This is a genomic window from Aurantimicrobium minutum (assembly GCF_029893825.1).
Classification (GTDB): domain Bacteria; phylum Actinomycetota; class Actinomycetes; order Actinomycetales; family Microbacteriaceae; genus Aurantimicrobium; species Aurantimicrobium minutum_C.
In genome coordinates this window covers 22,224-46,743 of the sequence record NZ_JARXXV010000002.1, presented here as the reverse complement: position 1 = coordinate 46,743, position 24,520 = coordinate 22,224, and the positions used below count along the sequence as shown (strand labels likewise).

The following is a 24,520-nucleotide window of genomic DNA, read 5'->3' as shown; positions in this document are numbered from 1 at the left end:
GCTAGCCCACCGCATCTGTCGAGGGCTCGAGAGCATCTCCAATAACCTCGCGCAATTGCGCAGCACTAACGACACCGTCACGAAGAATGCGAATACCACCAGCACCACGTGAAAGAGCAGTGGCATCAATGATGGTCGACGCCATTCCTTCGGTTGCTTCTCCCCCGTCGAGGTAAACCTCCACGCGAGCACCAAGTTGGTCATGAGCACCAGCAGCAGTAGTTGCTGCAGGTTGGCCAGTCAGGTTTGCCGAGGACACGGCCAAAGGCCCCGTCTCAGCGAGAAGTTCGAGAGCAACAGGGTGTGCTGGAACACGCACGGCAACCGTGCCATTGGTGTCACCCAGATCCCAGGCAAGGGAAGGCTGTGCTTCCAACACGATGGTGAGACCACCGGGCCAGAAAGCATCCGCCAAAGCACGAACCTGGTCAGGAATGTTTTGCGCCAGACCATCCATAGTTGCTGACGAAGGCATCAACACCGGTGGTGGTGACTGGCGACCACGACCCTTAGCTTCCAGAAGAAGTTGCACTGCTTCTGGACTGAATGCATTTGCCCCCACGCCATAGACGGTGTCTGTGGGAATTACAACTAACTGCCCCTTGGCGACGGCTTGCCGAGCAAGCCGCATACCGGTTAGGAGTTCGGAATTATCCGAGCAGTCATAGATGCGAGACATAACGCATTTAGTCTACGGGCGGGTTGCAGTGGTGTAGCGGTCGCGACCGGTGAGGTCGCGATGTGTGGCGGTTGCCCTCCAGCCATCCGCGCTGAGAATTTCTCGAATATCTGCGCCCTGTAATTCACCGTGTTCAAGCATGAGCTGAGTACCAGGGCGTCCAAGAACAAGAGCAACCTGTGACACCTGGCGAACAACGTCGAGTCCGTCCTGGCCTCCATATAAAGCAAGGGCAGGGTCAAACAATTGCACCTCAAGATCGCGAGGAATAGCGCCAACTGGAATGTAGGGAGGATTAGAAGCAATTACTGCTACCGAGCCTTCCAGCTCAGGGAACGTGGACAACAACTCTTCTCCAGCCAAGTCACCAGGAACCAGGTGAGCGTTATGGCCACCGAGTGCGCTGAAGTTCTTACTCGTCCAGGGCAAAGCTTCTGGGCTTTTCTCCACGGCATAAATCTGGGCGTGGGGAACCTCAGTTGCCATGGCTAGAGCAATCGCACCTGAGCCTGTTCCCAAATCCACACCAATGGGTGAAGGATCCGCCAGAGAACGCAGTGCATCAATCGCCATTCCGGCAAGTTGTTCCGTTTCTGGGCGCGGAACAAAGACGCCTGGGCCAACCTGAAGCGTCAATGACCTAAACCAGGCGACCCCCAAGATGTGTTGCAAAGGCTCACGCCCAGCACGGCGGTCTACCAGCTGGCGAATTGCCACAGCAGATTCACCCGGTACGACAAAGCCGGTTACGAGCTTGGAAGCGACTTCTCCCCTACTCAAACCCAGCACGTGACCAATGAGCAGCTCGGCATCCACATCCGATTCGAGAATCCCTGCAGAACTCAAAGACGACATTGCCCACTGACGAAGGTCAGCCAGGGCAATGTCGTCGGCATGCGCAGAAGAATTCATAATGTCTTTGAACGTAACAGAACTAGGTGTGTTGTGTGTGCGTGCCACATAATCAAAGAACGCTTTAGTACCACCCCATCTATAGAGAAACAGGTTCATCGTGGCTCGTCTGTATGACAACATCACTGACGTCACCGGCAACACTCCGCTGGTACGCATCAACCGTCTAACCGAAGGCGCTGGAGCCACGGTTTACGCCAAGCTCGAGTTCTACAACCCCGGCAACTCCGTTAAGGACCGCCTGGGTAAGGCAATCATTGACGCTGCCGAGAAGTCTGGTGAACTCAAGCCAGGTGGAACCATCGTGGAGGGAACCTCCGGAAACACCGGTATCGCTCTTGCACTCGTGGGTGCTGCTCGCGGCTACAAGGTCATCTTGACCATGCCAGAGACCATGAGCATCGAGCGCCGCGTGCTGGTGCGCGCATACGGCGCAGAAGTTGTCCTCACTCCCGGTTCTGAGGGTATGCGCGGTGCTGTTTCTCGCGCTGAAGAGATCGTGGCTAACACCCCCGGTGCAATCCTGGCTCGCCAGTTCGAGAACGCAGCCAACCCTGCAATTCACCGCGCCACCACTGCTGAAGAAATCTGGGCAGACACTGACGGCAAGGTAGACATCTTCATTGCAGGTGTTGGTACCGGTGGAACCATCACTGGTACCGGATCACGCCTGAAGGAACTCAACCCCAACATCCAGATCATTGCTGTTGAGCCTGAAGAGTCCCCCATCCTCAACGGTGGAGCACCTGGCCCTCACAAGATCCAGGGAATCGGTGCGAACTTCGTACCACCCATCCTCGACACCACCGTCTACGACGAGGTCTTCGACGTAAACTTCGACCAGTCGATTGAGTACGCACGCCGCCTCGCAGCAGAAGAGGGCATCTTGGCTGGTATCTCCACCGGAGCTATCTTCTATGCAGCATCTCAGGTTGCCAAGCGCCCAGAGAACGCAGGCAAGACCATCGTCGCCATCGTCTGCGACTATGGCGAGCGCTACGTCTCCACCGCACTGTGGGAACCTTTCAAGGACTAATCCCTCACCAAGGTGAACAGAAGCCGCTCAGCATCAGCTGTGCGGCTTCTGTCGTGTTCGGGGAATACTCCAGCATTCGGTAGCCTTGTAGTTCTTATGCTCAATATCCGTGAAGACATCGCCAACGCGCGCTCACACGACCCAGCAGCACGCTCGTCGTTTGAGACGTGGGTTGTTGCCTCAGGTCTTCATGCTGTCTGGGCACATCGCTTGCACCACTGGCTCTGGAATCACGGATTCAAGTTCATAGCCCGCGTGGGATCACAATGCACACGCTTTTGGACCGGTGTAGAAATTCACCCAGGTGCCACCATTGGGCGTCGCTTCTTCATTGACCACGGCATGGGCGTGGTCATTGGTGAAACTGCAGAGATCGGTGACGACGTGATGATTTATCACGGCGTCACACTTGGTGGGCGTTCACTTGCGCAGGGTAAGCGCCACCCCACCATAGAAAACAACGTCACTATTGGTGCTGGCGCCAAGATTCTGGGCCCACTCACTGTTGGCCACAACAGCGCCATTGGCGCCAATGCTGTTGTGGTGAAGGATGTGCCAGCAGACTCGCAAGTTGTGGGCATCCCAGGTATTGCTAAGCCACGCAATGGCAAGGTTGCTGTTCCTGGTGAGGCTGTTGAAGACAGTGGTCGCGCGTGGGTTGACCCCGCGATGTTTATCTAAGAGATAAACCTTCTAGGCACGCGAAGCTTCGAGCGAATACTTCGCAATCTTCTTGTGGTCATCCAGCGAAACGTTGAGTGCGCGGTGAATATTCACCCACTTTGTCCAGGCATAGGCAGGGTTCACACACATCCAGTGCACTTTGGCCCAAAAGCTGTAATCGCTATCTCGAAGAATCTTGCCCCAACACACCAACACATCTCTCACGGCGCGAAGTTTGGCTTGAATCCAGGACAATGACTGGCGTCCTTCTCCCACGCGACGCATGCCAAGGTTTTCATCAAAGATGCGTTTGCCGTATTCGCTAAAAGTCACATCGTTTGAGTGTTCAACAATTGCTGTTGCTGCATACGCCTTGCGGTAACCAGCTTCCAACAGATCCCGAGCAAATGCCATGTCTTCTGAGTAATTCACATCACGATAGGAAATCACGTTCAGTAAGAAGTCTCGGCGGGTAGCAGAGTTCACATCGGAGTAGAACAACTCACCTGGAGTGAGCTCATGGGTCTTTGACAACGCACCATCAATCACGGTGGTCTCACCGTCAGGGCCGCAGGACCTGAATACTCCGTCAATTTCATACTTGAGCAATGGTGAGCAGTTCGACCTGGCAATGTGTTTGCCCACCACTCCAACACAGTCCAATCCCTGAGGATCTAGCGGGGCTGTGATGTTGGTAAGCCATGTGTTTTTTGCAGGGATCGCATCATGGCTCAAATAGGCAATGTTCGTTCCACGGGCCAGCTTGGCAGCCAAGTTACGCGTCTTGCCGTGACCAAACTCTGAACCAGGTATCTCAACGAGTCGAACTGCTGGGTGTGTGCCAATGATGTCGAGGGTGGCATCACTGGAACCCGAGTCGATGATGAGGATTTCAAAGTTGCCTGCAAAGTCCTGAGACTCAACGGCGTGAAGTAGTCGATCAAGATATTTCTCACCGTTGAAGGTAGGAATGAAGACGGTTGAATCAACCGTCTTCTTATCCTCTGGAGTAACGAGGGGCATTACTTCTTCTTGCGCTTGATGATTTTGTCGAACATGGCCACAACCTGAGAGCCAGCGTCATTCCAGGACCCACCCTCTGCGGACTTCGCCAGCGAGCGTGAGTATTCAACCTGATCGGGGCGATCAAGAGCAGCAATGATGCGGTCAGCCATGAGTGCAGGAGACATGGGCACAAACTCAATACGTGGGTCATCTCGCAGAGTCATACGGGTGTTTTCACCATCGTTGACTACAGGAACAACGCCACAGGCCATGACTTCCAACGGAAGCAACGACATACACGTCAGCGACAGCACGAGTGCAGCACCACAGCGGTTATAAAGCTCTGGAAGCTGTGAAACCTGCAATGTTCCGTGGTTTACAAACGGGAATTCAATTCCCGCCTTAGACATATCCCAGCCAGCAATGTTGATAACGATGTCAGGGCGGCGGCGGTGAACTTCTTCCAGAACTAGAAGTCCAAACTCTGTGCCACGACGTGGAGTCGTGGGGCGGGCATAAAACAAGATTTCATTGCGCTTGGCATCGTTGGTGCGGGTGTAGCGAGCAGCATCTACGGCATATTCATAAAAGTCCGTCGGCATGCCGTAATCACGCTTCAGCTTCGCGGCAAGCCACGAACCGATCGTGATTCCGTGGTATCCCAAGCGATAAGAGTTTTCTGCCACAACATAGTCAGGACCTGCTGGGAAGAAGTAGGGTTCAAAGTCGAGAACCCAATAAATCCTGGGGATGTTGCGTTTATATCGCCACGCAGCATAGGCAGTTGCCCAGTCGGTTGCCACAATGACGTCAAAGTCACCCGTCAGACCCGTTTCTGGGTCATACATCCGGTACTCAGCGTTGAGCTTGGGATAGCCCGAGTTGGTGGAAAGCATGTGCTTGACACCTTCAACACTCACCTTGGGATAGGCACCTGCTGAATACAAAAAGATCGTGATTTCGTAGCCTGCTTGCTCTAAGAATTCCATGAACAAGTAGGCATTCTGGTGTCCGCCGCTGGAGCGTCCCGGAGGAGAAATAACCCAGGCAATTTGAGGCTTGCCGCCGGGTTTGACAGGCTTTTCAGCTTTGAAGTCGCGATCTTGTGTCCAGTCCACGGCCAGAACATCTTGTTTGAACACTGTTGCTAGAGGTACTTCTTCGAAGGGATTTGACCTCGAGGTCAACCACTTCGCCCCACGCCATGCAGTGGACTTCACGCCCTCATACTTGAGCATGTCAGAAGCACGTTTGAGCACTGACATTAGGGGCGGAATGCCTTCACGGTCTCGATGACATATGCCACTTGTTCAACTGTCATGCCTGGCCACAAGGGCAAACGGGCTAGACGACCAGCGAAAGAATCTGTCTTCTCCATGGACCCCACAGTTCGGCCATACTTCTGACCTGCTGGGCTGGAGTGCAAGGGCACATAGTGGAAAGTGCCAATAACGCCATGCGCGCGTAAGTGTTCCAGCAGTGCATCACGCACTTCTTGGTTAGGCATCAGGACGAAGAAGACGTGAGCTGCGTGCTCACCCTCTGCGGGGTTCATCACAGAGCCACCAAGGTCCATGGCCCACTGTGAAAGTTCAGCCGCGTAGGTGTTCCAAATCTGGAATCGACGCTCCTGGATGCCCTCAAAGGCATCCAGCTGGGCGTCGAGCACAGCTGCATTCAACTCTGAGGGAAGATAACTGGAACCCCAATCCACCCAGGTGTATTTGTCCACCTGGCCGCGAAGGAACTTGGAACGGTTAGTTCCCTTTTCTCGCATGATTTCTGCAGGTTCTGTCAACGTAGCATCGTTGATTAGAACTGCACCACCTTCACCGCAGTGAACATTCTTGGTGTCATGGAAACTCTGGATAGCTACAGAACCAATGGTTCCGAGAGCACCGAACCTTGACTTCACTGCCAGACCGTGAGCATTGTCTTCGATGACAGGAATGTTGTGCTTTCGTGAGATCGCCATGATGGCGTCCATGTCCGCTGGAACACCGCCGTAGTGCATGACAGAGATAGCCTTGGTTTTGGGCGTAATCGCAGCTTCAACCTGTGCCGGGTCTACGTTTCCGCTGTCACCCTCGATGTCAACAAAGACAGGCACTCCCCCGGCAGCAACGATAGAAGCTGCACCTGAAGAGAAAGTAAAGCTCGGAACAATAACCTCATCGCCTTCGCCAATACCCAGAAGACGAACAGCCATCTCTAGAGCAGCAGTACCTGAAGTAGTCAGCAGAACCGAAGGTGAACCCGTGAGCTCAACTAATTTTGCCGATGCAGACTTCGTGAAAGGACCATCACCATGGACATGATCTGACGCGATGACCGCTGCGAGGTTTCCTGGTGCTGCAGGCGCGCGAAATGGCACCGAGAAAAGAATCGGTGTCATTGCATCGCTTGCAGACATGATTTGAGTCTAGTTCTGAACTAGTTTTGGTCGCCCAAAGCAGCCAAGCGCGATTCTTCGTCCGCCGAGATGCATGACTGAATCACAGGCTCAATAGCCCCATCCATCACACGGTCAAGGTCGTAAGACTTGTAACCAGTGCGGTGGTCAGCAATACGGTTTTCTGGGAAGTTGTAGGTACGAATACGCTCTGAACGGTCCACAGTGCGGATCTGTTCTTTACGAGCCGCGCTTGCTTCCGCTGCAGCTTCTTCCTGCTGACGAGCAAGGATACGTGCACGAAGCACACGCATACCGGCTTCACGGTTCTGCAGCTGGCTCTTTTCGTTCTGCATCGACACCACGATTCCCGTGGGAAGGTGGGTAATACGAACGGCGGAGTCAGTGGTGTTCACGGACTGACCACCAGGGCCACTTGATCGATAGACATCAATCTTGAGGTCGTTCTGGTTGATCTGCACTTCTTCAGGCTCATCAACTTCGGGGAAGACCAACACACCTGCAGCAGAGGTGTGGATACGACCTTGAGACTCGGTTGCGGGCACACGCTGAACGCGGTGCACGCCACCTTCATACTTCAGGTGTGCCCAGACACCCTGTGCTGGGTCGTTCGAGTTGCCCTTGATGGCAACTTGAACGTCCTTGTAACCACCAAGGTCGGATTCGGTCTTGTCGAGCACTTCGGTCTTCCACCCCTTGGACTCGGCGTAGTGCAGATACATGCGCAGAAGGTCAGCAACGAAGAGCTGGCTTTCAGCACCACCTTCACCACCCTTGATTTCCATGATGACGTCACGGCCATCATCAGGGTCACGTGGGATCAGCAGACGGCGCAGCTTCTCTTGAGCTCCAGGAATAGCTTCCTCAAGTCCAGGAATTTCAGCAGCGAAAGCTTCGTCTTCTTTTGCTAGTTCTTTAGCAGCGGCTAGATCTTCCTCAAGTGAGGTCAGCTGCTCATAAGCTGCCTTGATCTGACTGAGCTCGGCATAACGACGGTTGAGCTTCTTCGAACGTGCAGCGTCAGCGTGCACGGCCGGGTCGGAGAGCTGAACCTGCAGCTCTTCGTACTCGGCGAGAAGGCCTTGTACAGAAGAAAGCACGGCTTAGTCCTCCTTGGAGACGTTGGACTTCTGCATCAGCATCAGGAACTCAACGTTGGTTGCAGTCTCCTTGAGCTTGCCCACAACACTTTCCAGCGCCTGTTGAGTATCGAGACCTGCCAGTGCGCGGCGAAGCTTCCAAGTGACCTTGACTTCGTCAGCACCCATCAGCATCTCTTCACGGCGAGTACCAGAAGCGTTCACATCTACCGCAGGGAAGATGCGCTTGTCAGCCAGTACACGAGAAAGGCGAAGCTCCATGTTGCCGGTGCCCTTGAACTCTTCGAAGATGACTTCGTCCATCTTCGAACCGGTCTCAACCAGTGCGGAAGCAATGATGGTCAGCGAGCCACCGTTCTCAATGTTGCGTGCAGCACCGAAGAACTTCTTGGGTGGGTAGAGCGCAGCTGCGTCCACACCACCAGAAAGGATACGACCAGAAGCAGGTGCTGCCAGGTTGTAGGCACGGCCCAAGCGAGTGATCGAGTCAAGGAGAACAACAACATCCTGACCGAGCTCGACGAGGCGCTTCGCGCGCTCGATAGCGAGCTCTGCCACCATGGTGTGGTCTTCTGCGGGACGGTCAAAGGTGGAAGCAATAACTTCGCCCTTGACGGTGCGCTCCATGTCAGTGACTTCTTCGGGACGCTCGTCGACGAGAACAACCATGAGGTGAACCTCAGGGTTGTTCTGAGCGATTGCGTTCGCAATCTGCTGCATCACGATGGTCTTGCCCGCCTTTGGTGGCGCAACAATCAGACCACGCTGGCCCTTACCAATGGGAGAAACCAAGTCAATGATGCGACCAGTGATCTTGGAAGACTCAGTCTCCAGACGCAGACGCTCCTGAGGATACAGTGGGGTCAAAGATTGGAAGTCAACACGGGTAGCTGCTTCTTCAATGGTCTGGCCATTGATGGAGTCAATCTTGACCAGTGCGTTGTACTTCTGGCGACCAAAGCCTTCACCTTCGCGAGGCTGCTTGATTGAACCAATCACAGCGTCACCCTTGCGCAGGTTGTACTTCTTTACCTGGCCGAGTGAGACATAGACGTCGTTGTTTCCGGGAAGATATCCGGAAGTGCGGACGAATGCGTAGTTGTCGAGAACGTCCAAAATACCTGCGATAGGAATCAGTACGTCGTCTTCGAGAATTTCTGGTTCAACCTCATCGCCCATGCGGCCACCGCGACGGCGGTCACGCTGACGGTTGTTGCGATTGTTGCGGTCATTACGGTCGAAGCGCTCTTCGCCTTCGGACTCAGGACCGTTGTTACGGTTACCGTTGTCACCTTCACCACGGTCGTTGCGGTCACGACGGTTGCGGTTACGGTTGCGGTTACGGCTGGGGCGATCGCCTTCGGCGTTGTCGCCCTCAGATCCACCCTCGGTGGGGTTGTTCTGCTCTGCATCTCCTGCAGACTCTGCAACATCGTTGTTCCGGCCACGGCCGCGTCCGCGACGTGGACCTGCTTCGCCTTCTTCTGCTGGTGCAGCAGATTCGGTTGCTGGCGCGTCAACAGAGGCATCTGCGCTCTTCTTCGCTGGGCGGCCACGGCCGCGACGAGGTGCTTCCTCAGCGCTGGCCTGCAATGCAGGTGCCAGCGCAGGAACACCGGCGTCGCCAGAGTTCACGTGGTTAGAAGCGCTGACCGACACAGCACCAGAAACTGCATCAGCAGATGCCACAGGAGCGGTGACGGTTGCGCGACGAGAAGTGCGCTTGCGGGGTGCTGATTCTTCAGCAGGGGTTTCGTTGATTGAGTTCTCAGACATGAGTTCTCCTTTATTAGTTTTGAGCACTCGAGCTTTTCCTAGCCACTGCATTGAAAATGTGGGCTGTGTGGAGCTGGTGCGAAATGGGGTGTTACAGAAGTTCGGAATCGAACTGGTGAATGCTCCGGGAGGCTTTCGCGAGATTTCGCGACTTCAACCGGTGCACTTACATAATAGCAGTTTGCTCATGCCCAGGCTGAGCTCCAGCTAGTTCTGGCGTGCCCTTGTAGTCTGGGGAAGGAAATTTCTCATGACTGCCACCACAACTGCCCCTAGCGATGTAGCCATCATTACCGTGAGCTACAACTCCAGCGCGCAGTTGGCAGACTTCCTCGCTAGCGCTGTGAAGTCGGTTGCCTCTCCTAACCAGATCACCGTGGTGGACAACAACTCTGCAGATATTGGGGTTACTGAGAAGCTCACCAAGAAACTCGGTGTCAACTTGCTCAAGCTCGATAAGAATGTGGGCTACGGATCTGCCGTCAACAAAGCAGTACCTGTACTTCCTGCAGAGTTCACTACTCTGCTGGTGTGTAATCCAGATAGTGAGCTAAACCTCGAAACTGTTGTCGCACTCAAGAACGCGGTTCAAGACAGCACAGTAGGCGTAGCAGGCCCCCGTATTTTCAACGAAGACCGGTCTGTTTACCCTTCAGCTAGGTCAATCCCGTCCATTCGCAATGGTGTTGGACACGCACTCTTTGCCAATATTTGGCTTTCTAACCCGTGGACCAAGAACTACCTCTCCGAAGCACACCTTCAGGACAAAACCGTTTCAACCGGTTGGGTCTCAGGTGCATGTCTTGCTATTCGGAGAGATCTCTTCACTGAAGTGGGTGGCTTCGATGATGGCTACTTCATGTATTTCGAAGATGTAGACCTGGGTTACCGCCTAGGCAAGTTGGGTTACACCAACCTCTATGTTCCAGAGGTTTCCATTACCCACATCGGTGGCGAATCAACCAAGGCAATTAAGAAGACCATGCTGCGCATTCACCATGAAAGTGCCATGCACTTCATTCAAGTGAAATACAAGGGCATCCTGTGGGCGCCAGTTCGCGGAGTAATCCGCATAGGTCTTGCCTTGCGCTTCTGGCTCCAAGCCAGAAAAGCAACAACGTAGAAGTTGTTATTCAGCAGGTGCGTAGGAAGCGCCTGCGAAGTCCACAGCAAGCATGAGTGCTCGCCAAGGTGTTTCTTCGTGCTTGGCAACGAGCTTTGCTGCCTCCACTCGCTGGGCAGGATCAGAACAAAGAACCAAAATCGAGGGGCCTGCACCTGAGACAACCGCTGCAAAGTCGTGCTCGCGAAGAAGCTTGATCAGTGTGCTGGTCTGAGGCATTGCCTCAGCACGATAGTCCTGGTGAAGCTTGTCTTCGGTTGATTCAAAAAGCAGTTCAGGGCTCTGAGTAAGTGCAGCAACCAACAAAGAAGAGCGCGACACGTTGAAGATGGCATCTTCGTGCGGAACACTCTCTGGTTGGAGAGCGCGAGCCTGCTTAGTGGACATGGTGAACGAAGGAACCAACACCAATGGTGAAACACCACGGTGAACAAGCAGTCGCTTGCAGCGTGGGCCATCTTCAGTGGTCCACGCAATGGTCAGGCCACCGAACAGCGCGGGTGCGACATTGTCGGGGTGGCCTTCAAGATCAGTGGCAAGACGCAACAAGGTGTCAGCGTCGAAGTCATAGATTCCCTCAAGGAGGCCTTGAGCTGCGATCAAACCTGACACAATTGCAGCACTCGAGGACCCCATGCCGCGGCTATGAGGGATCTGGTTGTGAGCTCGGAGGTTCAGCCCTGGCATTGCCACGCCCGCATGCGCGAAAGCGTGAGCAATGGACTGAACTACAAGGTTTGATTCATCAGTCGAAACAGGAGCTGCACTGTCCACCGAGCCTTCGCCAATGACTTCAACAGTTGCGCCAGGTTCAGAGCGGGTAGAAACCTCAAGTTGGTCATAGAAGCCTAAAGCCAGACCAAGAGTGTCAAACCCGGGGCCCAAGTTTGCAGAAGTAGCCGGTACGCGAACGGTAACCGCTCTGCCTACCGGCACCTGCATGGACCCTGAAGACATTAGTGTGAAGCGCCCTTGACCAAACCAAGTACGCCAGCGACCTCTTCGGTGCTGACAGGAACAACAGTTGGGGTTACTTCAGTACCGTCTGCCTTCTTCAAGGCCCACAGTGGGTCCTTGAGACCGTGACCGGTCACGGTCAAGACAACGGTTGAACCTGCGGGAATGTGACCGTTTTCGGCACGCTCCAAAAGACCTGCAACAGAGATTGCGGAGGCTGGCTCGACGAAGATGCCTACCTCTGCGGAGAGGATGCGTTGAGCAGCAAGGATTCCTGCGTCGTCAATGGCACCGAAGTAACCATTGCTGGTGTCTCGTGCACCGAGAGCGAACTCCCACGAAGCTGGGTTACCGATGCGGATAGCACTTGCAATGGTTTCAGGGTTCTTGACAGGGTGCCCCAGAACAATAGGTGCAGAACCTGCTGCCTGGAAACCGAACATGCGAGGAAGCTTGGTGGAAGCTCCACGTTCGAGCTCTTCGCTGTAGCCACGGAAGTAAGCGGTGTAGTTACCAGCGTTACCTACGGGAACAAAGTGGAAGTCAGGAGCATCCTGAAGAACTTCAACAACTTCAAAAGCAGCAGTCTTCTGGCCTTCAATACGGTCAGGGTTGACCGAGTTAACCAGGTGAACGGGGTAGTTCTCTGCGAGGTCACGAGCAATATCTAGGCAGTCATCGAAGTTACCCTCGATCTGAATGATTTCAGCATTGTGGGCAACAGCCTGGCTGAGCTTACCCATGGAGATCTTGCCTTCTGGGATGAGCACAGCTGCAGAGATGCCTGCGTGGGTTGCATACGCTGCAGCAGAAGCACTGGTGTTTCCAGTGGAAGCACAGATAACAGCCTTAGCGCCGTGCTCAACAGCCTTGGAGATGGCCATGGTCATACCGCGGTCCTTGAATGACCCTGTAGGGTTCATACCTTCGTACTTCACGAAGACACGAGCACCGGTGCGAGCCGAGAGAGCCTTAGCTTCAATCAGTGGCGTGCCACCTTCACCCAAGGTGATGATGGGGGTTGCATCTGAAATGTTCAGGCGGTCTGCGTATTCGGGCAGAACTCCACGCCACTGGTGTGCCAATTTAGGCTCCTTCAACTCGTAGAACCGAAACCACTGAACTCACGCCATCCAGCTGTGCGAGAGCGGAAACGGTGGCCGCCAGATCAGACTCAAGTGCTGCGTGCGTGCCAATAACTAGCGTAGCCGTCACAGCCGCTTCTCCAGTCACCGCCTCGCTGCCGAATGTACCCTGTTCAACCAATTCAACCGAAACTCCGTGCTTGGCAAACTCTTCGGCTACCGAAGCAAGCACACCTGGGCGGTCAAAGACGGACAACGTTACGTGGTAGCGGGTAGTGATCGCGCTGATTGGAAGCACAGGCAGGTTAGCGTGCGTAGACGCACCCAGCCCAGGGCCGCCGATGACGTGACGGCGTGCCGCAGAGACGAGGTCTCCCAGAACTGCAGAAGCAGTCTCGGGGCCGCCAGCACCTGCGCCATAGAACATCAGCGCGCCGGCTGCTTCTGCCTCGACGAAGACAGCGTTATTTGCCTTGTGCACAGCAGCAAGAGGGTGCTCACGCGAAATCAACGCAGGGTAGACGCGAGCAGAGACACCTTCTTCACCAGTTGCGGCATCAGTCAAGCGCTCGCATACGGCAAGAAGCTTGACCACGTATCCAGCCTTCTTGGCAAGTTCAACCGTCTTACCTGTAATCTCGCGAATTCCTTCACGGTGAACACTTTCCAGAGGAATAGTTGTGTGGAAAGCGAGGCTGGCCAAGATGGAGGCCTTCTGAGCTGCGTCAAAAGCATCAACATCTGCGGTGGGATCTGCTTCGGCATATCCCAGCTCTGTAGCCACCGCGAGCGCGTCATCGAATGACGCGCCTTCGGTGTCCATCTTGTCCAAGATGTAGTTGGTGGTTCCGTTCACAATGCCCATGATGCGCTTCACGCGGTCCCCGGCAAGGCTTTCACGCAGTGGGCGAATGATGGGGATAGCGCCCGCAACTGCTGCTTCGAAGTACAGCTGAGCGCCTACGCGCTCTGCTGCTTCGAAGAGCTCAGTTCCGTGCGTCGCAAGTAGAGCCTTGTTAGCTGTGACAACGTCTGCGCCTGAGTTGATTGCCTGCAAGATGTAGCTTCGTGCAGGTTCGAGGCCCCCCATAACCTCAATAACGATGTCGGCACCCAAAATCAAAGATTCTGCATCTGTGGTGAACAGTTCTTTAGGGAGATCTGCAGAACGAGCTGCATCCAGGTTGCGCACGGCAATCCCAGTGAGTTCCAGACTTGCTCCCACGCGTGAAGCAAACTCTTCTTTGTGCTCGAGAAGCAGTCGAGCAACCTGGGCTCCTACTGTTCCACCGCCAAGCAAAGCTACGCGGACGTTTCGGTACTCAATCATTACTGTGCCTTTCGGATAACGCCCATGTCGCGCGCTAAGAGGTCTTCTTCTGTTTCGCCGCGCACAATCACGCGTGCGACACCGTCTTTGACAGCCACGACCGGAGGTCGTGTTAAGTAGTTGTAATTACTGGCAAGTGACCAGCAATAAGCGCCCGTAGCTGGGATAGCTAACAAATCACCTGGGTGGACATCTCCGGGGAGGTAATCCGCATAGACAAGAATGTCTCCGGATTCGCAGTGCTTTCCAGCGATGCGCACCAATGCAGGTTCTGCATCGGATACTCGGTTCGCAATACGAACCGAGTAATCAGCTCCATAAAGCGCTGGCCGAGCGTTATCACTCATGCCACCGTCAACGCTCACATACTTGCGAACAGCAGTTTGGCCGGTGGGGACGCCGTTCTCGTCAATAACGTCGACGGTGACATCTTTAGTAGTTCCCACTTCATACAGCGTGAAAGTGGAGGTTCCAATTACTGCACGACCTGGCTCAACACAGATAACTGGAATATCGATACCTAGACGAGAACATTCAGCTGAAACCACAGAAGCAATCTCCTGAGCAATCTCTTCGATAGGAGTTGGTTCATCCGCTGGCGTATAGGCAATACCAAAGCCACCACCGAGATTGAGTTCTGGAACAGGTCCACCCTTGAGGAGTTCAGCATGAAGCGCAAGCAAACGTGCTGCAGACTCTGCAAAACCGTCGGTTCCAAAGATTTGAGAACCAATGTGGCAGTGCAGACCGACAAACTCCAGAGACTCATGTGAGCGAATCTCAGCAACAAGGGCAGGGGCGTCAGCAATAGTGACGCCGAACTTCTGATCTTCATGCGCGGTAGCAAGGAAACTGTGAGTATGAGCGTGAACACCACTGTTCACACGAAGACGGACGCTTTGGGTCTTTCCGGCACGGCGAGCTGCATCAGCAACGCGTCCGATTTCAACGAAAGAATCAATGACGATGGTGCCGACACCGAGGTCGACAGCTCGCTCGATTTCAGCTTGCGACTTGTTGTTGCCGTGCAGACCGATTCGAGCTGGATTCAGTCCTGCTGCGAGCGCAACCGCGAGCTCTCCCCCGCTTGCAACATCCACATTGAGACCAGCTTCAGAAACCCAGCGCACCACTTCAGTGCACAAGAATGCTTTTCCTGCGTAGTAGACCTTTGCCTTGGCGCCGACAGCGCCAAGTGCTGAATCAAAAGCTGATCGAACCAGCAAAGCACGCTGACGCGCATGTGATTCGTCTACAACGAATAGAGGTGTCCCAAATTCAGCGGCAAGTGTAGAAGCTGAGAGTCCTGCGATTTCGAGTTCGCCTGAGGAATTACGACCAGTATTGGAGGACCATATGCCACTGATCAGCGCGTTGTCATCCACACTGGCGTCGAGCCAGTGTGGAGCAAGCGGGTTAGCAACCACAGGAATACCTCATGAGATGAAAATCAGAGTCAAAGTGTGGGCGAGCGGACCCGGCTTGGTCCCTGAAGCCTTTCACCAAGCGCGAAGCGCGGTGAACTTCAATTCTAGGCGAGTGAAAACACCCGCGCGAACTGGCTACATGCGCTCCGGAGCAGAAACACCCAGCAAACCAAGACCGTTTCGAATAACCTGACCAGTCGCATCATTGAGCCACAGCCTTGTGCGGTGAAGATCTGTAACTTCTTCATCAGCCTGTGGAATGACACGGCACTTGTCGTACCAACGGTGGTAGTAACCAGCAACCTCTTCGATGTAACGCGCGACTCGGTGAGGCTCGCGTAGTTCAGCAGCCTGAGCAACAATACGAGGGAACTCTTGCAAGACACCAAGCAGTTGAGATTCTGCCTCGTGGTCGAGGAGCTCTGGGGCAAATCCATCTTCACGACGGACACCAGAAGCCTCAGCATTACGACCTACCGCACAGGTGCGTGCATGTGCGTATTGAACGTAGAAAACAGGGTTGTCGTTGGTCTTTTTGCCCAGAAGGTCTAGATCAATATCGAGCTGTGAGTCGCTCGAGCTGCGCACCAGTGCATAACGACCAGCATCCACGCCAACTGCTTCAACCAAGTCTTCAAGTGTCACGATGGTGCCTGCACGCTTACTCATGCGCATGGGCTGACCGTCACGAACCAAGTTGACCATCTGGCCAATCATGATTTCCAGGTTCACACCTGGCTCATCACCGAACGCAGCACACATGGCCATCATGCGGGCAACATAACCGTGGTGGTCAGCACCAAGCATGATGATGTTGCGATCAAAGCCACGTTCACGCTTGTCTAGGTAATACGCAAGGTCCCCTGCAATATAGGCAGCTTGACCGTCACTCTTGATGATCACACGGTCTTTGTCGTCACCAAGATCTGTTGTGCGGAGCCAAGTTGCTCCATCTTGTTCAAAGATGTGGCCCTGTTGGCGCAGTCGCTCTACTGCGCGCTCAACTGCGCGGGATTCGTGGAGTGAGTCTTCGTGGAAGTACACATCAAAGTCCACGCCAAACTCATGAAGGCTGGCTTTGATCTCACCGAACATCAGTTCTACACCGATGGAACGGAAGACTTCCTGCATCTCTTCTCGAGGAAGGACGGTCAAATCATTGGCATATGCAGCTGCTACACGTGCAGCAATGTCATGAATGTATGCCCCGCCATACCCATCTTCGGGAGCAGGTTCACCAAGATGCGCAGCGATAAGGCTTCGTGAGAAACGGTCAATCTGCGCACCGTGATCATTGAAGTAATACTCACGGGTTACTTCACCACCAGCTGCCTGGAGAATACGTGCGAGCGAGTCACCAACAGCAGCCCAACGAGTACCGCCCATATGAATAGGGCCAGTAGGGTTCGCTGAGACAAACTCAAGATTGAGCTTCACGCCACGGTAAACATCACCGCGACCGTATTCAATTCCACCTTCAACGATGGTTTTCGCAAGAGCACCTGCTGATGCAGCATCGAGGCGGATGTTGATAAATCCAGGTCCTGCAACTTCAACAGAAGCTATCCCTTCAACAGATTCAAGCTCAGCAGCCAATTCGGTTGCAAGATCACGTGGGTTCAAACCCCAGGGCTTAGCTAGTTTGAGGGAGATGCTGGAAGCCCAGTCACCGTGGTCGCGGTTTTTTGGTCGCTCAAGAACAACGTCATCAACAGAAAGAGAGGAAAAGTCGTGATTACCACGTTGAGCAACGAGAAGGATGCGCTCAAATAGTTCACGAGCTAAGTCTTGAGGGGTCACAGTCCTCAATTCTATCGGCCGGGGTGCCCATGGCCTGACTGATAGCCTTGTTCAGTCCCGCCCTCGTAGCTCAGGGGATAGAGCATTGGTTTCCGGTACCAAAGGTCGGAGGTTCGAATCCTCTCGAGGGCACTTCTAAACAGGCTGAATCAAATCACGCACAACGTCTTGTAGGCCAAGCCCGAAGGTGTCATAGCGGCCGGTTCTTTTCTCTTCTAACACGTACCTAATTCTCTTTAATCGTTTAGCGGGTAGCTCTTGACGAGCACGTTCATGGGCAAGTTTCCCGGCAGCTGCATTGTGAGCATCCCCTTGATCATTGAGAAAGTATGGATGAGAGTTCATTGCCTTTGCCCGTGCAAATAAACGAGTATTTCTTTCTGTCCGAGGGAAGACGAGACGCCCTACATAGTGCCGAAGGCCTGGTTTTTTCATGCCTATTTGATTATTTCCATGCTGGCGATAATCAATTAAGCATTCATCGCTCATGTGAACTTGTCCTGCAAAAGATGCAACTAAAGCAAGCCATTCATCATGGACCCACTCTGAAGGGAAAGGTGTCGCGTAATCGAGCAAATTCCTGCGAAGGAGGACAGTTGCACCTGTGGCCAGGTTCCTCCTCAAAAAGACTGCTTGTGAATTTCCAGAAGTAACGGCAGTTCGTTCTGTCTCAGATACAACCAATGCTTGGAAGGAGGTGACTCCTAGCGGTTTACCCGCCGCATCGACAAGCCGTGAATCAGTAAAAACGAAAAGAAGTTTTGGATCCTTCTCGAAAAGCGGCACAAGCTTCTCAAGTTTGTCAGGTTGCCAAATGTCATCTTGATCACTCAGAGCAAGAATTGGATGTTGGCAAGCAAGTAGTGCCTGTTCAAAGTTCTTGGTTACTCCAAGAGATAAAGGATTTTTGATAACAGTAAGTGAAACATCAGCTGCAAGAGGAAAAGTTTGGTTTTTCTTTGACCAGAAGCTCTCAATAATGTCTAAAGTTTCGTCTGTAGATCCATCATCAGAAATAACAATCTCTGACGGAAGCAAGCTTTGTTTCAAAATACTGGAGAGCTGTTCTTCAACGTATTTTGCACCGTTATAGGTGCACATTGCGACGGAAATCTTCATGATGGTAAGAATTCAGCCTTGAGTGTGTCGAACTGAAACTATCGACAGGAATTCGTCGTAAGAGTGAATGTAATCATCAGCGTCGTAAGTGTGAGAAGCAAGCACAAGCAAAACAGCATCGGGTGAGTAGTCATATTGAGCACCCCACGTCAATGGAGGCATGTGAAGTCCGAGAGTTGGGCGATCAAGAGTCACCACCGTTCGCGTGTCCCCATCATCGACCATTGCTTTGACGGACCCTGCAACACACACTAAAAACTGGTGGCATTCTTTGTGCGCATGAATTCCTCGAGGTTCCCCTTCGGGAACCTTGGAAACAAAAAAGAATCGTTCAACAACAAAAGGAAGTTGCTGATGGAGCTCTCCCACAACAAGACTGCCTCGATGATCGTCAAAACCACTCAGTTCGACTAACTGAGGCAACCCACCTGGAGTCTCTAACAATTCGAAAGTGCTTCCGTAATTACATCTACTTCACGTGCTTCCAATTCAGGAAACAACGGAACAGAAAAAATGGAAGCAGAAGCCCACTCAGTTACAGGCAGGGAAGCCTCTCGAGGAACGAAATCAGGAAATTTCTGACGGTGATCAGGAATAGGGTAATGCACATCCGTTTTTACGCCAGACGCCTCAACCAAGGCTCGTGCAGCATCTCGGTTATCGCAGACCACGACCGCCAAGTGGCCAATGAATGATTCAGTAGCCGAATTAACGAGCGTGATTCCCTCGTGGGCTGCAGATTCATATTGTGCGTGTATGTTCCTGCGGCGCTCGTTTTGCGCGTCAAGCAATGGGAGTTTTTCTCGCAAAATTGCAGCCTGAATTTCATCCAAACGAGAGTTCTTGCCATGGGCATATTCAATGCTGTATTTAGACGCCCAACCGTATTGGCGCATACGTCTGACCTTGTCGGCGAGTTCGTCATTATTGGTGAATACTGCTCCACCATCGCCGAGTGCACCTAGGTTTTTGGTGGGGTAAAAACTTGTAGTCGAAATATCTGCAAAGCTTCCACCGCGTCGGCCTCCAAGAGTCGCACCGAGTGACTGGGCGCAGTCTTCAATAATTGCAATGTTGTGCTTGTGTGCGACAGCCACCAACTCAAGGATGGGTGCGAGTGCTCCATAAAGGTGAGTGACCACAATGGCCTGTGGCTTCTCCGCGAGCGAGGCAAGGGTTGTTTCCAAAGTCTCAACTGACATCAACAAGGTTGTGGAATCTACGTCACAATAAACAGGTTCTGCACCTAACAGAAGTGCCGCAGTGCTCGTATAGGCACCAGCGTTAGCTACCGTGACTACCTGACTACCCGCTGTAACGCCAACTGCAGCCAGTGCAAGTTCAAGAGCGTCCGTGCCATTACCCACGTTGATTGTGTGTTTCACACCCATGTATTCCGAAAGCTCTGTTTCCAAAGCGTCATGCTCAGGGCCAAGAACAAACCAACCACTTGAAACCACGCGGGCTATAGCTGAATCAATCTGAGTTCGGAGATCGCGAGTGCCACGACCTAAATCATTGAAGGGGACAACTATTTCAGCCACGTGAGGAACCTCCGAAGCCTAGATATAGTCCGTTGTTCAAGGATTTTTCGACCATAATGATAAAGACTATCGTGCCTTATTTAACGGAAACATTCATGACAAACGCGCTCATTATCTCCACCGGATACGACCCCGAGTATTTGAGAATCGTTGAGCAAATTGCACGAGAATCTGTGCGGGCTGGACGGACACCTATTGTGTTCGATCTGGCAACGATAATGACGAGCCCTACCGAAACTTACTCGCCACGATTCCTCAACCTCTTTGGCTACAAAAGTTGCGCACAAATTTTTGCCCCCAGGATGACTGAACGTGGCGTGAAAGTTATTTCTGCGAAAGAGATAGATGCGCAACCTCAGGCGCTGCCCGCTGAAGTAGAAGAAGTACTACACGAGTCAACTCAGTCTGCAATGCTGACGTATTTTCGCACGGATATTTTGAACTTTTCAAAGCCTCGGATTGTCAAGACAAGAAAGCGACTATTAACAGAAGGCACGAGCTCATATCTTCGTACCTCTGAACTTTTGCAATCTATCAAATTCGAAGTTGCCTATATTCCTAATGGCCGATTTCCTGTGCAAAGAATGGCAAAAACAGCTCTCATAAGAGCTGGAGTTCCCGTTTTCCATTTCGAAAAAGGGGCGACGAAAGATCATGCGTTCTTCCGCCCCTACTCCCCTCATGACAGAATCGCCACTCAAGGTGATGTCGAACACGTTCTCGAGGGGCTGCCTCACGCCGAAGTCGAAAGTATTGCGGATGCCTGGCTACAAGCCAGACTTCCATCTAAATCGTCGAGTAATGAATACTCGGCAATATGGAGCGAACAAGATTCTTCAAGCGACGAAGTGAAACCATCACAAAAAAGAATCGGGTTTTTCACGTCTTCACAAGACGAATTTCTTCACCTTGGTCCCGACTGGCAATTGCACTCGTGGACAAGTCAATTTGAAGCATTTGACACCCTCATCACCTACTTTGAATCGCAAGGTTTCACTTGTTTCATGCGTGTCCACCCAAATCTCAGCACAAAGGAACATGCATGTTTCGTTCGAGAACTGAAAGGGCTTAAAGATCTTTCTGCCAAGCACCCCCATCTTGAGGTTTATTGGCACGATGACGCCACGAGTTCGTATTCCTTACTCAAGGAATGCGCTGGGATTGTGGTGTGGGACTCGACTATCGGTCTGGAAGCAAGTGCTCAAGGAATTCCGGTGTGGAACTGCGCTGCTTCGTATTACGGACTGATTGCAGATACCCGTCAGGTCCTTGGCCCAGAACACATAGATGACGACAATCTTCAACTGTGGAATGTTGATTCCCACAAAGCCAAACGCTTCATTGCCTGCACCGTACTAAGGGACTTGCCGTTGCAAACCCTGGCCAACGATTGGGCAACATGGGATGTTTCTGCTCCCCCATTTGCTGTCCGCGCCTCGTCATTTGTTCGAAGTGGCGGCGCTCCAACATTGACTGATTCTGTTTTAGCTTCTGTAGACCCTTGGCGCCACAGGAGTTGGAAGGTCAACCGCAAGCTCCTCAAAGCAAAGCTCTCTCGGCTCAGAAGCAGTTAGAAAGCGCAACTGCTGCAAACAAGTCGCGGATTTCTTAAACTTTGAAGTTCACTACCTCACTCGAGGGCCAAGGTCGCCAACTTCGGCATCAAGTCGACTGTGAGCATCGCCCAATCTGTGTGCTTCAAGAATGATGGGGAGTGTCTCCGCATAAGCTCGTGCTATTTTTTCCAGATCTTCATCGTCATGTGCATCCATAACGTTGTGAGTGGCAATCATCAATACGCCACGCTTACTCATTTCCTGCATGAATAAGATTTTGAGATCCGCTAACTGTTCGCCGATTTCAGGGTTCCAGACAAGGAACATCCACGCCGGGTGACCCTGCAGAGAGACAAGTTCCCCTGCACCAGCAGCATCAATTACTTCATTGACCAACGAAGTAAGTTTCTCTCCCTTTGCAGAAATCCGAGAGATCACATCTGTGTTCTTGATTCTCTCGAGAACCGTTTTTGCAGCAGTCAGCGAGAGTAGCTCACCACCGAAAGTCCCAGTGAAGAAAGCCTTTTCCAAAACCAACATGTATTCACGGCGGCCAACGATTGCAGAAAGGGGATAACCGTTTGCCATTCCTTTTCCAAAAGTTGAAAGGTCTGGTGTTACTCCGAAGTATTCCTGCGCCCCACCGTTCGCGAAGCGGAATCCGGTGACCATTTCATCGAATACAAGAAGTGCTCCATAACGAGTTGCGAGTTCACGGACTCCTTCTAGATAGCCTTCTTGAGGCCATTCGAGAGTCATGACTTCCATGATGATTGCCGCGGTGGGGTTCTTCTTGAGTTCAGCTTCCATGGCGTCAAGATCGTTAAAAGGAACAGAGTGCGCAAGGGCAGCAACATCCAGAGGAACACCCAAATTACGAGTTGGCGCAGTACCGATATACCAGTCATGCCAGCCGTGATATCCACACACAATGACATGGTCACGACCTGTGTAGCCACGTGCAACTCGGATAGCTGCACTTGTGGCATCAGAGCCATTTTTTCCAAAACGAACCATTTCGGCAGAAGGCACTAAATCGACAATGAGTTGAGCTACTTCTTCCTCGATGGGGTGGGCCAAGGAGATAGTTACGCCATTTGGAACCTGGGTAATAACAGCATCGCCAATTTCTTTGTCACCGTAACCGATGTTAACCGCAGCTAGACCGGCAACGAGATCGATGTATTCGTTACCGTCAACATCCCAAATCTTGCAACCTTCTGCACGGGTTGCATATAACGGGGCGATACCTGGAGGAAGAGTGAGTCTTGATTTACTGACCGTTTGTGCACCTAGCGGAATAACCCGCTCCGCCTTCTCCAACTGCTTGAGTGATTGTGCGTAACGGTGCTGTTCTGCCAACATCTGCTGGTCTCCTTGATTAATTACTTGTTTGACCCAGAATTACGAGCTACTTCAACGTCCGTTCGTGAAATTTCTGGGTGGAGTTGGAGCAAATCTAGTATTTCGTTTTGACCAAAGTACTTGTTCTCATCATAGAGATGACCATAAACAAGTCTGACAAAATCTAGATCATCTTGAACGTCCACTGTCCATCGAAGGCTACTGAGGTTTGGGGCCTGCGTGATCGAGGAAAGAGAGTATTTTTCTGGGTGGCTGTAAAGACCCAAAGTTACATGTTCACGTTCAGGAATGGAAAGGTTTGATTTCCTTAGGTCGGCAAAAGCAGAGGCGGAAATGCACTCTACATCGAGGCCATCTGGGAAAGTTGGTTCCAACACATTCGAGGTGTAATCAGATTGCTTTTCAATGTGAGCAGAAATAACTTCATCAATTACCAGAACATCAGCAAGAGGACAATCTGCTGTTAGTCGAACAATAGTTTCTGGTTTAAATTCATCAACCACAATGCCGAACCTTTCAACGACATCGTCTAAGGGCCCTCTACGCACCTCGATACCAGCGTCTTCGAGAACTGCCACTAACTTGTCGTCCGAAACGTCAACTGAGGTAGCAACGACGAGTCGATCGATTAGTTGACTGTGCTTCAGGCGTTCAATCTGCCGAAGAATCATGGGCTCTCCATGAAGGTCTTTGAGTACCTTTCCAGGAAGGCGAGTCGAACTTAATCTGCCCTGCAAGATGCCCAAAATCATGGATTCATCCTTACATTTGGCCATACGCGTGGATCTAGGATTTCCCGGGGTACAGCTGGCAATTCAAAGTCTTCATATTCACTTGCGGATTCCCAGGCGGATGTAATTTCGGTCAACTCACCAAGAGTCGTTGCGCCGACGAGAACTGCATCGACATATCTGTGATGACGGATTTTTGCCAACACAAGTTCAAGCAAGCTTTTGCCGGTTTCTGCTGCAACATTTTGAAGCTCGATGAGCGCTGGCTTGAGAGGTTCGAAGAATTCTGAAAGTTGTGACGGAGATGTCAGGAGCAAACCCTGGAGGAATACACTCCGAACATGAATTTCAACACCTCGTGATTTCAGCATGTGAACTTCATCCGACTCAAGGAGATCCATATCAAGCACATTTGCAGGAAGTTGGAGTAGATCTAGATCGGGAAATACATCAAGCGCTAACTCTAAGTCCGCCCTGTTATAGATGCTCACACCGATTCTCGAGAGAATTTCAGCATCTCGACCTGCCCTGAGAATTTCTAAAGTTTTTTCAAGACGAGGATCCGTTAAGTCTTCCAACTTATGGAATAGGACTCCGTGTAGTTTTTGAACTCGTAGGAGTTTCATTGAGTCAGAATAAACATTTTCCTGAGTAGGTAATGAGCCGTCAGCAGGTAATGAAAATTTGGTGACATACCTATTACTGTTCCCAATTGGGGCGAGTTGACCTAATCGGTATTGTGAATTTCCATAATCCGCAGCAGTGTCGAAGACGCGAATATCGTGTTCCTGAGCAAATACAAGCATTTGTTGAACCACTTGGTCAGGTATTTCACCAGAACTATTGGTGATCCCATAGTCCAAGCCGAATTGAACTGTACCAAGAATGAGCTGGCTCAT

At 52.2% G+C, this 24,520-nt stretch carries 22 protein-coding genes and 1 tRNA gene; 5 read left to right on the top strand and 18 right to left on the bottom strand.

Translation table 11 applies throughout. The features are described from left to right. Position 1 precedes the first annotated feature (1 nt). Positions 2-679, bottom strand: a complete 678-nt coding sequence (locus M2120_RS08050; protein WP_280798215.1) for an L-threonylcarbamoyladenylate synthase — start codon at positions 677-679, stop codon at positions 2-4. A 12-nt stretch (positions 680-691) separates the two neighbouring features. Next, entirely contained in the window at positions 692-1,591 is a 900-nt protein-coding gene (prmC, locus tag M2120_RS08045) for a peptide chain release factor N(5)-glutamine methyltransferase (RefSeq protein WP_280798257.1), read from the bottom strand. 100 nt (positions 1,592-1,691) lie between these two features. Between prmC and cysK the strand changes: the two genes are divergently transcribed. After that, positions 1,692-2,627: a cysteine synthase A gene (gene cysK, locus M2120_RS08040; protein WP_280798214.1), complete on the top strand. Its 936-nt coding sequence runs from the start codon at positions 1,692-1,694 to the stop codon at positions 2,625-2,627. Between the two features lie 96 nt (positions 2,628-2,723). Beyond that, positions 2,724-3,308 (top strand): serine O-acetyltransferase EpsC, encoded by a 585-nt coding sequence (gene epsC, locus M2120_RS08035; protein ID WP_280798213.1) that lies wholly within the window; start codon positions 2,724-2,726, stop codon positions 3,306-3,308. A 12-nt stretch (positions 3,309-3,320) separates the two neighbouring features. Here epsC and M2120_RS08030 read toward each other — a convergent pair whose 3' ends face one another. The 5 genes from M2120_RS08030 to rho are packed head-to-tail and all read right to left on the bottom strand — an operon-like array spanning position 3,321 to position 9,584. Beyond that, complete coding sequence (locus M2120_RS08030) at positions 3,321-4,313, bottom strand: glycosyltransferase (protein ID WP_280798212.1); 993 nt, start codon at positions 4,311-4,313, stop codon at positions 3,321-3,323. Beyond that, the gene (locus M2120_RS08025) at positions 4,313-5,560 is read right to left on the bottom strand and encodes a glycosyltransferase family 4 protein (protein WP_280798211.1); all 1,248 of its coding nucleotides are present in this window, start codon (positions 5,558-5,560) and stop codon (positions 4,313-4,315) included. Before M2120_RS08025 ends, M2120_RS08030 begins: the two co-directional genes overlap by 1 nt. Further along, positions 5,560-6,708: a dTDP-4-amino-4,6-dideoxygalactose transaminase gene (gene rffA, locus M2120_RS08020; RefSeq protein ID WP_280798210.1), complete on the bottom strand. Its 1,149-nt coding sequence runs from the start codon at positions 6,706-6,708 to the stop codon at positions 5,560-5,562. Before rffA ends, M2120_RS08025 begins: the two co-directional genes overlap by 1 nt. A 20-nt stretch (positions 6,709-6,728) precedes the next feature. Next, a complete protein-coding gene (prfA, locus tag M2120_RS08015; RefSeq protein ID WP_280798209.1) occupies positions 6,729-7,808 on the bottom strand; it encodes a peptide chain release factor 1 in 1,080 nt (359 codons plus the stop codon). 3 nt (positions 7,809-7,811) lie between these two features. Further along, a complete protein-coding gene (gene rho, locus M2120_RS08010; protein WP_280798208.1) occupies positions 7,812-9,584 on the bottom strand; it encodes a transcription termination factor Rho in 1,773 nt (590 codons plus the stop codon). A 250-nt stretch (positions 9,585-9,834) separates the two neighbouring features. Between rho and M2120_RS08005 the strand changes: the two genes are divergently transcribed. Beyond that, positions 9,835-10,707 carry a glycosyltransferase family 2 protein gene (locus tag M2120_RS08005; protein ID WP_280798207.1) on the top strand — a complete coding sequence of 291 codons (873 nt, stop codon included), beginning with the start codon at positions 9,835-9,837 and terminating at the stop codon, positions 10,705-10,707. Positions 10,708-10,713: 6 nt separating this feature from the next. Here M2120_RS08005 and thrB read toward each other — a convergent pair whose 3' ends face one another. The 5 genes from thrB to argS form a co-directional block, all read right to left on the bottom strand. Then, the gene (thrB, locus tag M2120_RS08000; protein ID WP_280798206.1) at positions 10,714-11,664 is read right to left on the bottom strand and encodes a homoserine kinase; all 951 of its coding nucleotides are present in this window, start codon (positions 11,662-11,664) and stop codon (positions 10,714-10,716) included. Next, entirely contained in the window at positions 11,664-12,749 is a 1,086-nt protein-coding gene (gene thrC, locus M2120_RS07995; protein ID WP_277495588.1) for a threonine synthase, read from the bottom strand. Before thrC ends, thrB begins: the two co-directional genes overlap by 1 nt. A gap of 1 nt (position 12,750) precedes the next feature. Continuing rightward, the gene (locus tag M2120_RS07990; protein ID WP_280798205.1) at positions 12,751-14,079 is read right to left on the bottom strand and encodes a homoserine dehydrogenase; all 1,329 of its coding nucleotides are present in this window, start codon (positions 14,077-14,079) and stop codon (positions 12,751-12,753) included. Continuing rightward, the gene (lysA, locus tag M2120_RS07985; RefSeq protein WP_280798204.1) at positions 14,079-15,506 is read right to left on the bottom strand and encodes a diaminopimelate decarboxylase; all 1,428 of its coding nucleotides are present in this window, start codon (positions 15,504-15,506) and stop codon (positions 14,079-14,081) included. The genes M2120_RS07990 and lysA overlap by 1 nt, the downstream gene beginning before the upstream one ends. Before the next feature lie 135 nt (positions 15,507-15,641). After that, positions 15,642-17,306 carry an arginine--tRNA ligase gene (gene argS / locus M2120_RS07980; protein WP_432418553.1) on the bottom strand — a complete coding sequence of 555 codons (1,665 nt, stop codon included), beginning with the start codon at positions 17,304-17,306 and terminating at the stop codon, positions 15,642-15,644. Between the two features lie 59 nt (positions 17,307-17,365). Between argS and M2120_RS07975 the strand changes: the two genes are divergently transcribed. After that, positions 17,366-17,438: transfer RNA gene (locus M2120_RS07975), tRNA-Arg, on the top strand. Between the two features lie 3 nt (positions 17,439-17,441). Here the strand turns inward: M2120_RS07975 and M2120_RS07970 are convergent. From M2120_RS07970 to M2120_RS07960, 3 genes are read right to left on the bottom strand one after another with little or no spacing between them, the layout of a single operon-like run. Continuing rightward, complete coding sequence (locus tag M2120_RS07970; protein WP_280798203.1) at positions 17,442-18,425, bottom strand: glycosyltransferase family 2 protein; 984 nt, start codon at positions 18,423-18,425, stop codon at positions 17,442-17,444. 12 nt (positions 18,426-18,437) lie between these two features. Then, entirely contained in the window at positions 18,438-18,848 is a 411-nt protein-coding gene (locus M2120_RS07965; protein ID WP_280798202.1) for a sugar 3,4-ketoisomerase, read from the bottom strand. Positions 18,849-18,862: 14 nt separating this feature from the next. After that, positions 18,863-19,969, bottom strand: a complete 1,107-nt coding sequence (locus M2120_RS07960; protein ID WP_280798201.1) for a DegT/DnrJ/EryC1/StrS family aminotransferase — start codon at positions 19,967-19,969, stop codon at positions 18,863-18,865. Between the two features lie 56 nt (positions 19,970-20,025). Between M2120_RS07960 and M2120_RS07955 the strand changes: the two genes are divergently transcribed. After that, positions 20,026-21,543 carry a hypothetical protein gene (locus M2120_RS07955; RefSeq protein ID WP_280798200.1) on the top strand — a complete coding sequence of 506 codons (1,518 nt, stop codon included), beginning with the start codon at positions 20,026-20,028 and terminating at the stop codon, positions 21,541-21,543. Positions 21,544-21,594: 51 nt separating this feature from the next. On the opposite strand, the gene M2120_RS07950 is transcribed toward M2120_RS07955, so the two are convergent. From M2120_RS07950 to M2120_RS07940, 3 genes are read right to left on the bottom strand one after another with little or no spacing between them, the layout of a single operon-like run. Further along, entirely contained in the window at positions 21,595-22,890 is a 1,296-nt protein-coding gene (locus tag M2120_RS07950) for an aminotransferase class III-fold pyridoxal phosphate-dependent enzyme (protein WP_280798199.1), read from the bottom strand. Positions 22,891-22,910: 20 nt separating this feature from the next. After that, a complete protein-coding gene (locus tag M2120_RS07945) occupies positions 22,911-23,642 on the bottom strand; it encodes a glycosyltransferase family protein (protein ID WP_280798198.1) in 732 nt (243 codons plus the stop codon). After that, positions 23,639-24,520 carry an aldo/keto reductase gene (locus tag M2120_RS07940; RefSeq protein WP_280798197.1) on the bottom strand — a complete coding sequence of 294 codons (882 nt, stop codon included), beginning with the start codon at positions 24,518-24,520 and terminating at the stop codon, positions 23,639-23,641. Before M2120_RS07940 ends, M2120_RS07945 begins: the two co-directional genes overlap by 4 nt.

Bases quoted from the DNA above. Each gene is read 5' to 3' on its own strand.
- M2120_RS08030 (WP_280798212.1), bottom strand. From the start codon at position 4,313: ATGCCCCTCGTTACTCCAGAGGATAAGAAGACGGTTGATTCAACCGTC.
- M2120_RS08050 (WP_280798215.1), bottom strand. From the start codon at position 679: ATGTCTCGCATCTATGACTGCTCGGATAATTCCGAACTCCTAACCGGT.
- prmC (WP_280798257.1), bottom strand. From the start codon at position 1,591: ATGAATTCTTCTGCGCATGCCGACGACATTGCCCTGGCTGACCTTCGT.
- M2120_RS08005 (WP_280798207.1), top strand. From the start codon at position 9,835: ATGACTGCCACCACAACTGCCCCTAGCGATGTAGCCATCATTACCGTG.
- rho (WP_280798208.1), bottom strand. From the start codon at position 9,584: ATGTCTGAGAACTCAATCAACGAAACCCCTGCTGAAGAATCAGCACCC.
- M2120_RS07970 (WP_280798203.1), bottom strand. From the start codon at position 18,425: ATGAAGATTTCCGTCGCAATGTGCACCTATAACGGTGCAAAATACGTT.
- thrB (WP_280798206.1), bottom strand. From the start codon at position 11,664: ATGTCTTCAGGGTCCATGCAGGTGCCGGTAGGCAGAGCGGTTACCGTT.
- M2120_RS07955 (WP_280798200.1), top strand. From the start codon at position 20,026: ATGATAAAGACTATCGTGCCTTATTTAACGGAAACATTCATGACAAAC.
- M2120_RS07940 (WP_280798197.1), bottom strand. From the start codon at position 24,520: ATGAGCCAGCTCATTCTTGGTACAGTTCAATTCGGCTTGGACTATGGG.
- M2120_RS07950 (WP_280798199.1), bottom strand. From the start codon at position 22,890: ATGTTGGCAGAACAGCACCGTTACGCACAATCACTCAAGCAGTTGGAG.
- rffA (WP_280798210.1), bottom strand. From the start codon at position 6,708: ATGTCTGCAAGCGATGCAATGACACCGATTCTTTTCTCGGTGCCATTT.
- M2120_RS07990 (WP_280798205.1), bottom strand. From the start codon at position 14,079: ATGATTGAGTACCGAAACGTCCGCGTAGCTTTGCTTGGCGGTGGAACA.
- M2120_RS08025 (WP_280798211.1), bottom strand. From the start codon at position 5,560: ATGTCAGTGCTCAAACGTGCTTCTGACATGCTCAAGTATGAGGGCGTG.
- M2120_RS07945 (WP_280798198.1), bottom strand. From the start codon at position 23,642: ATGATTTTGGGCATCTTGCAGGGCAGATTAAGTTCGACTCGCCTTCCT.
- epsC (WP_280798213.1), top strand. From the start codon at position 2,724: ATGCTCAATATCCGTGAAGACATCGCCAACGCGCGCTCACACGACCCA.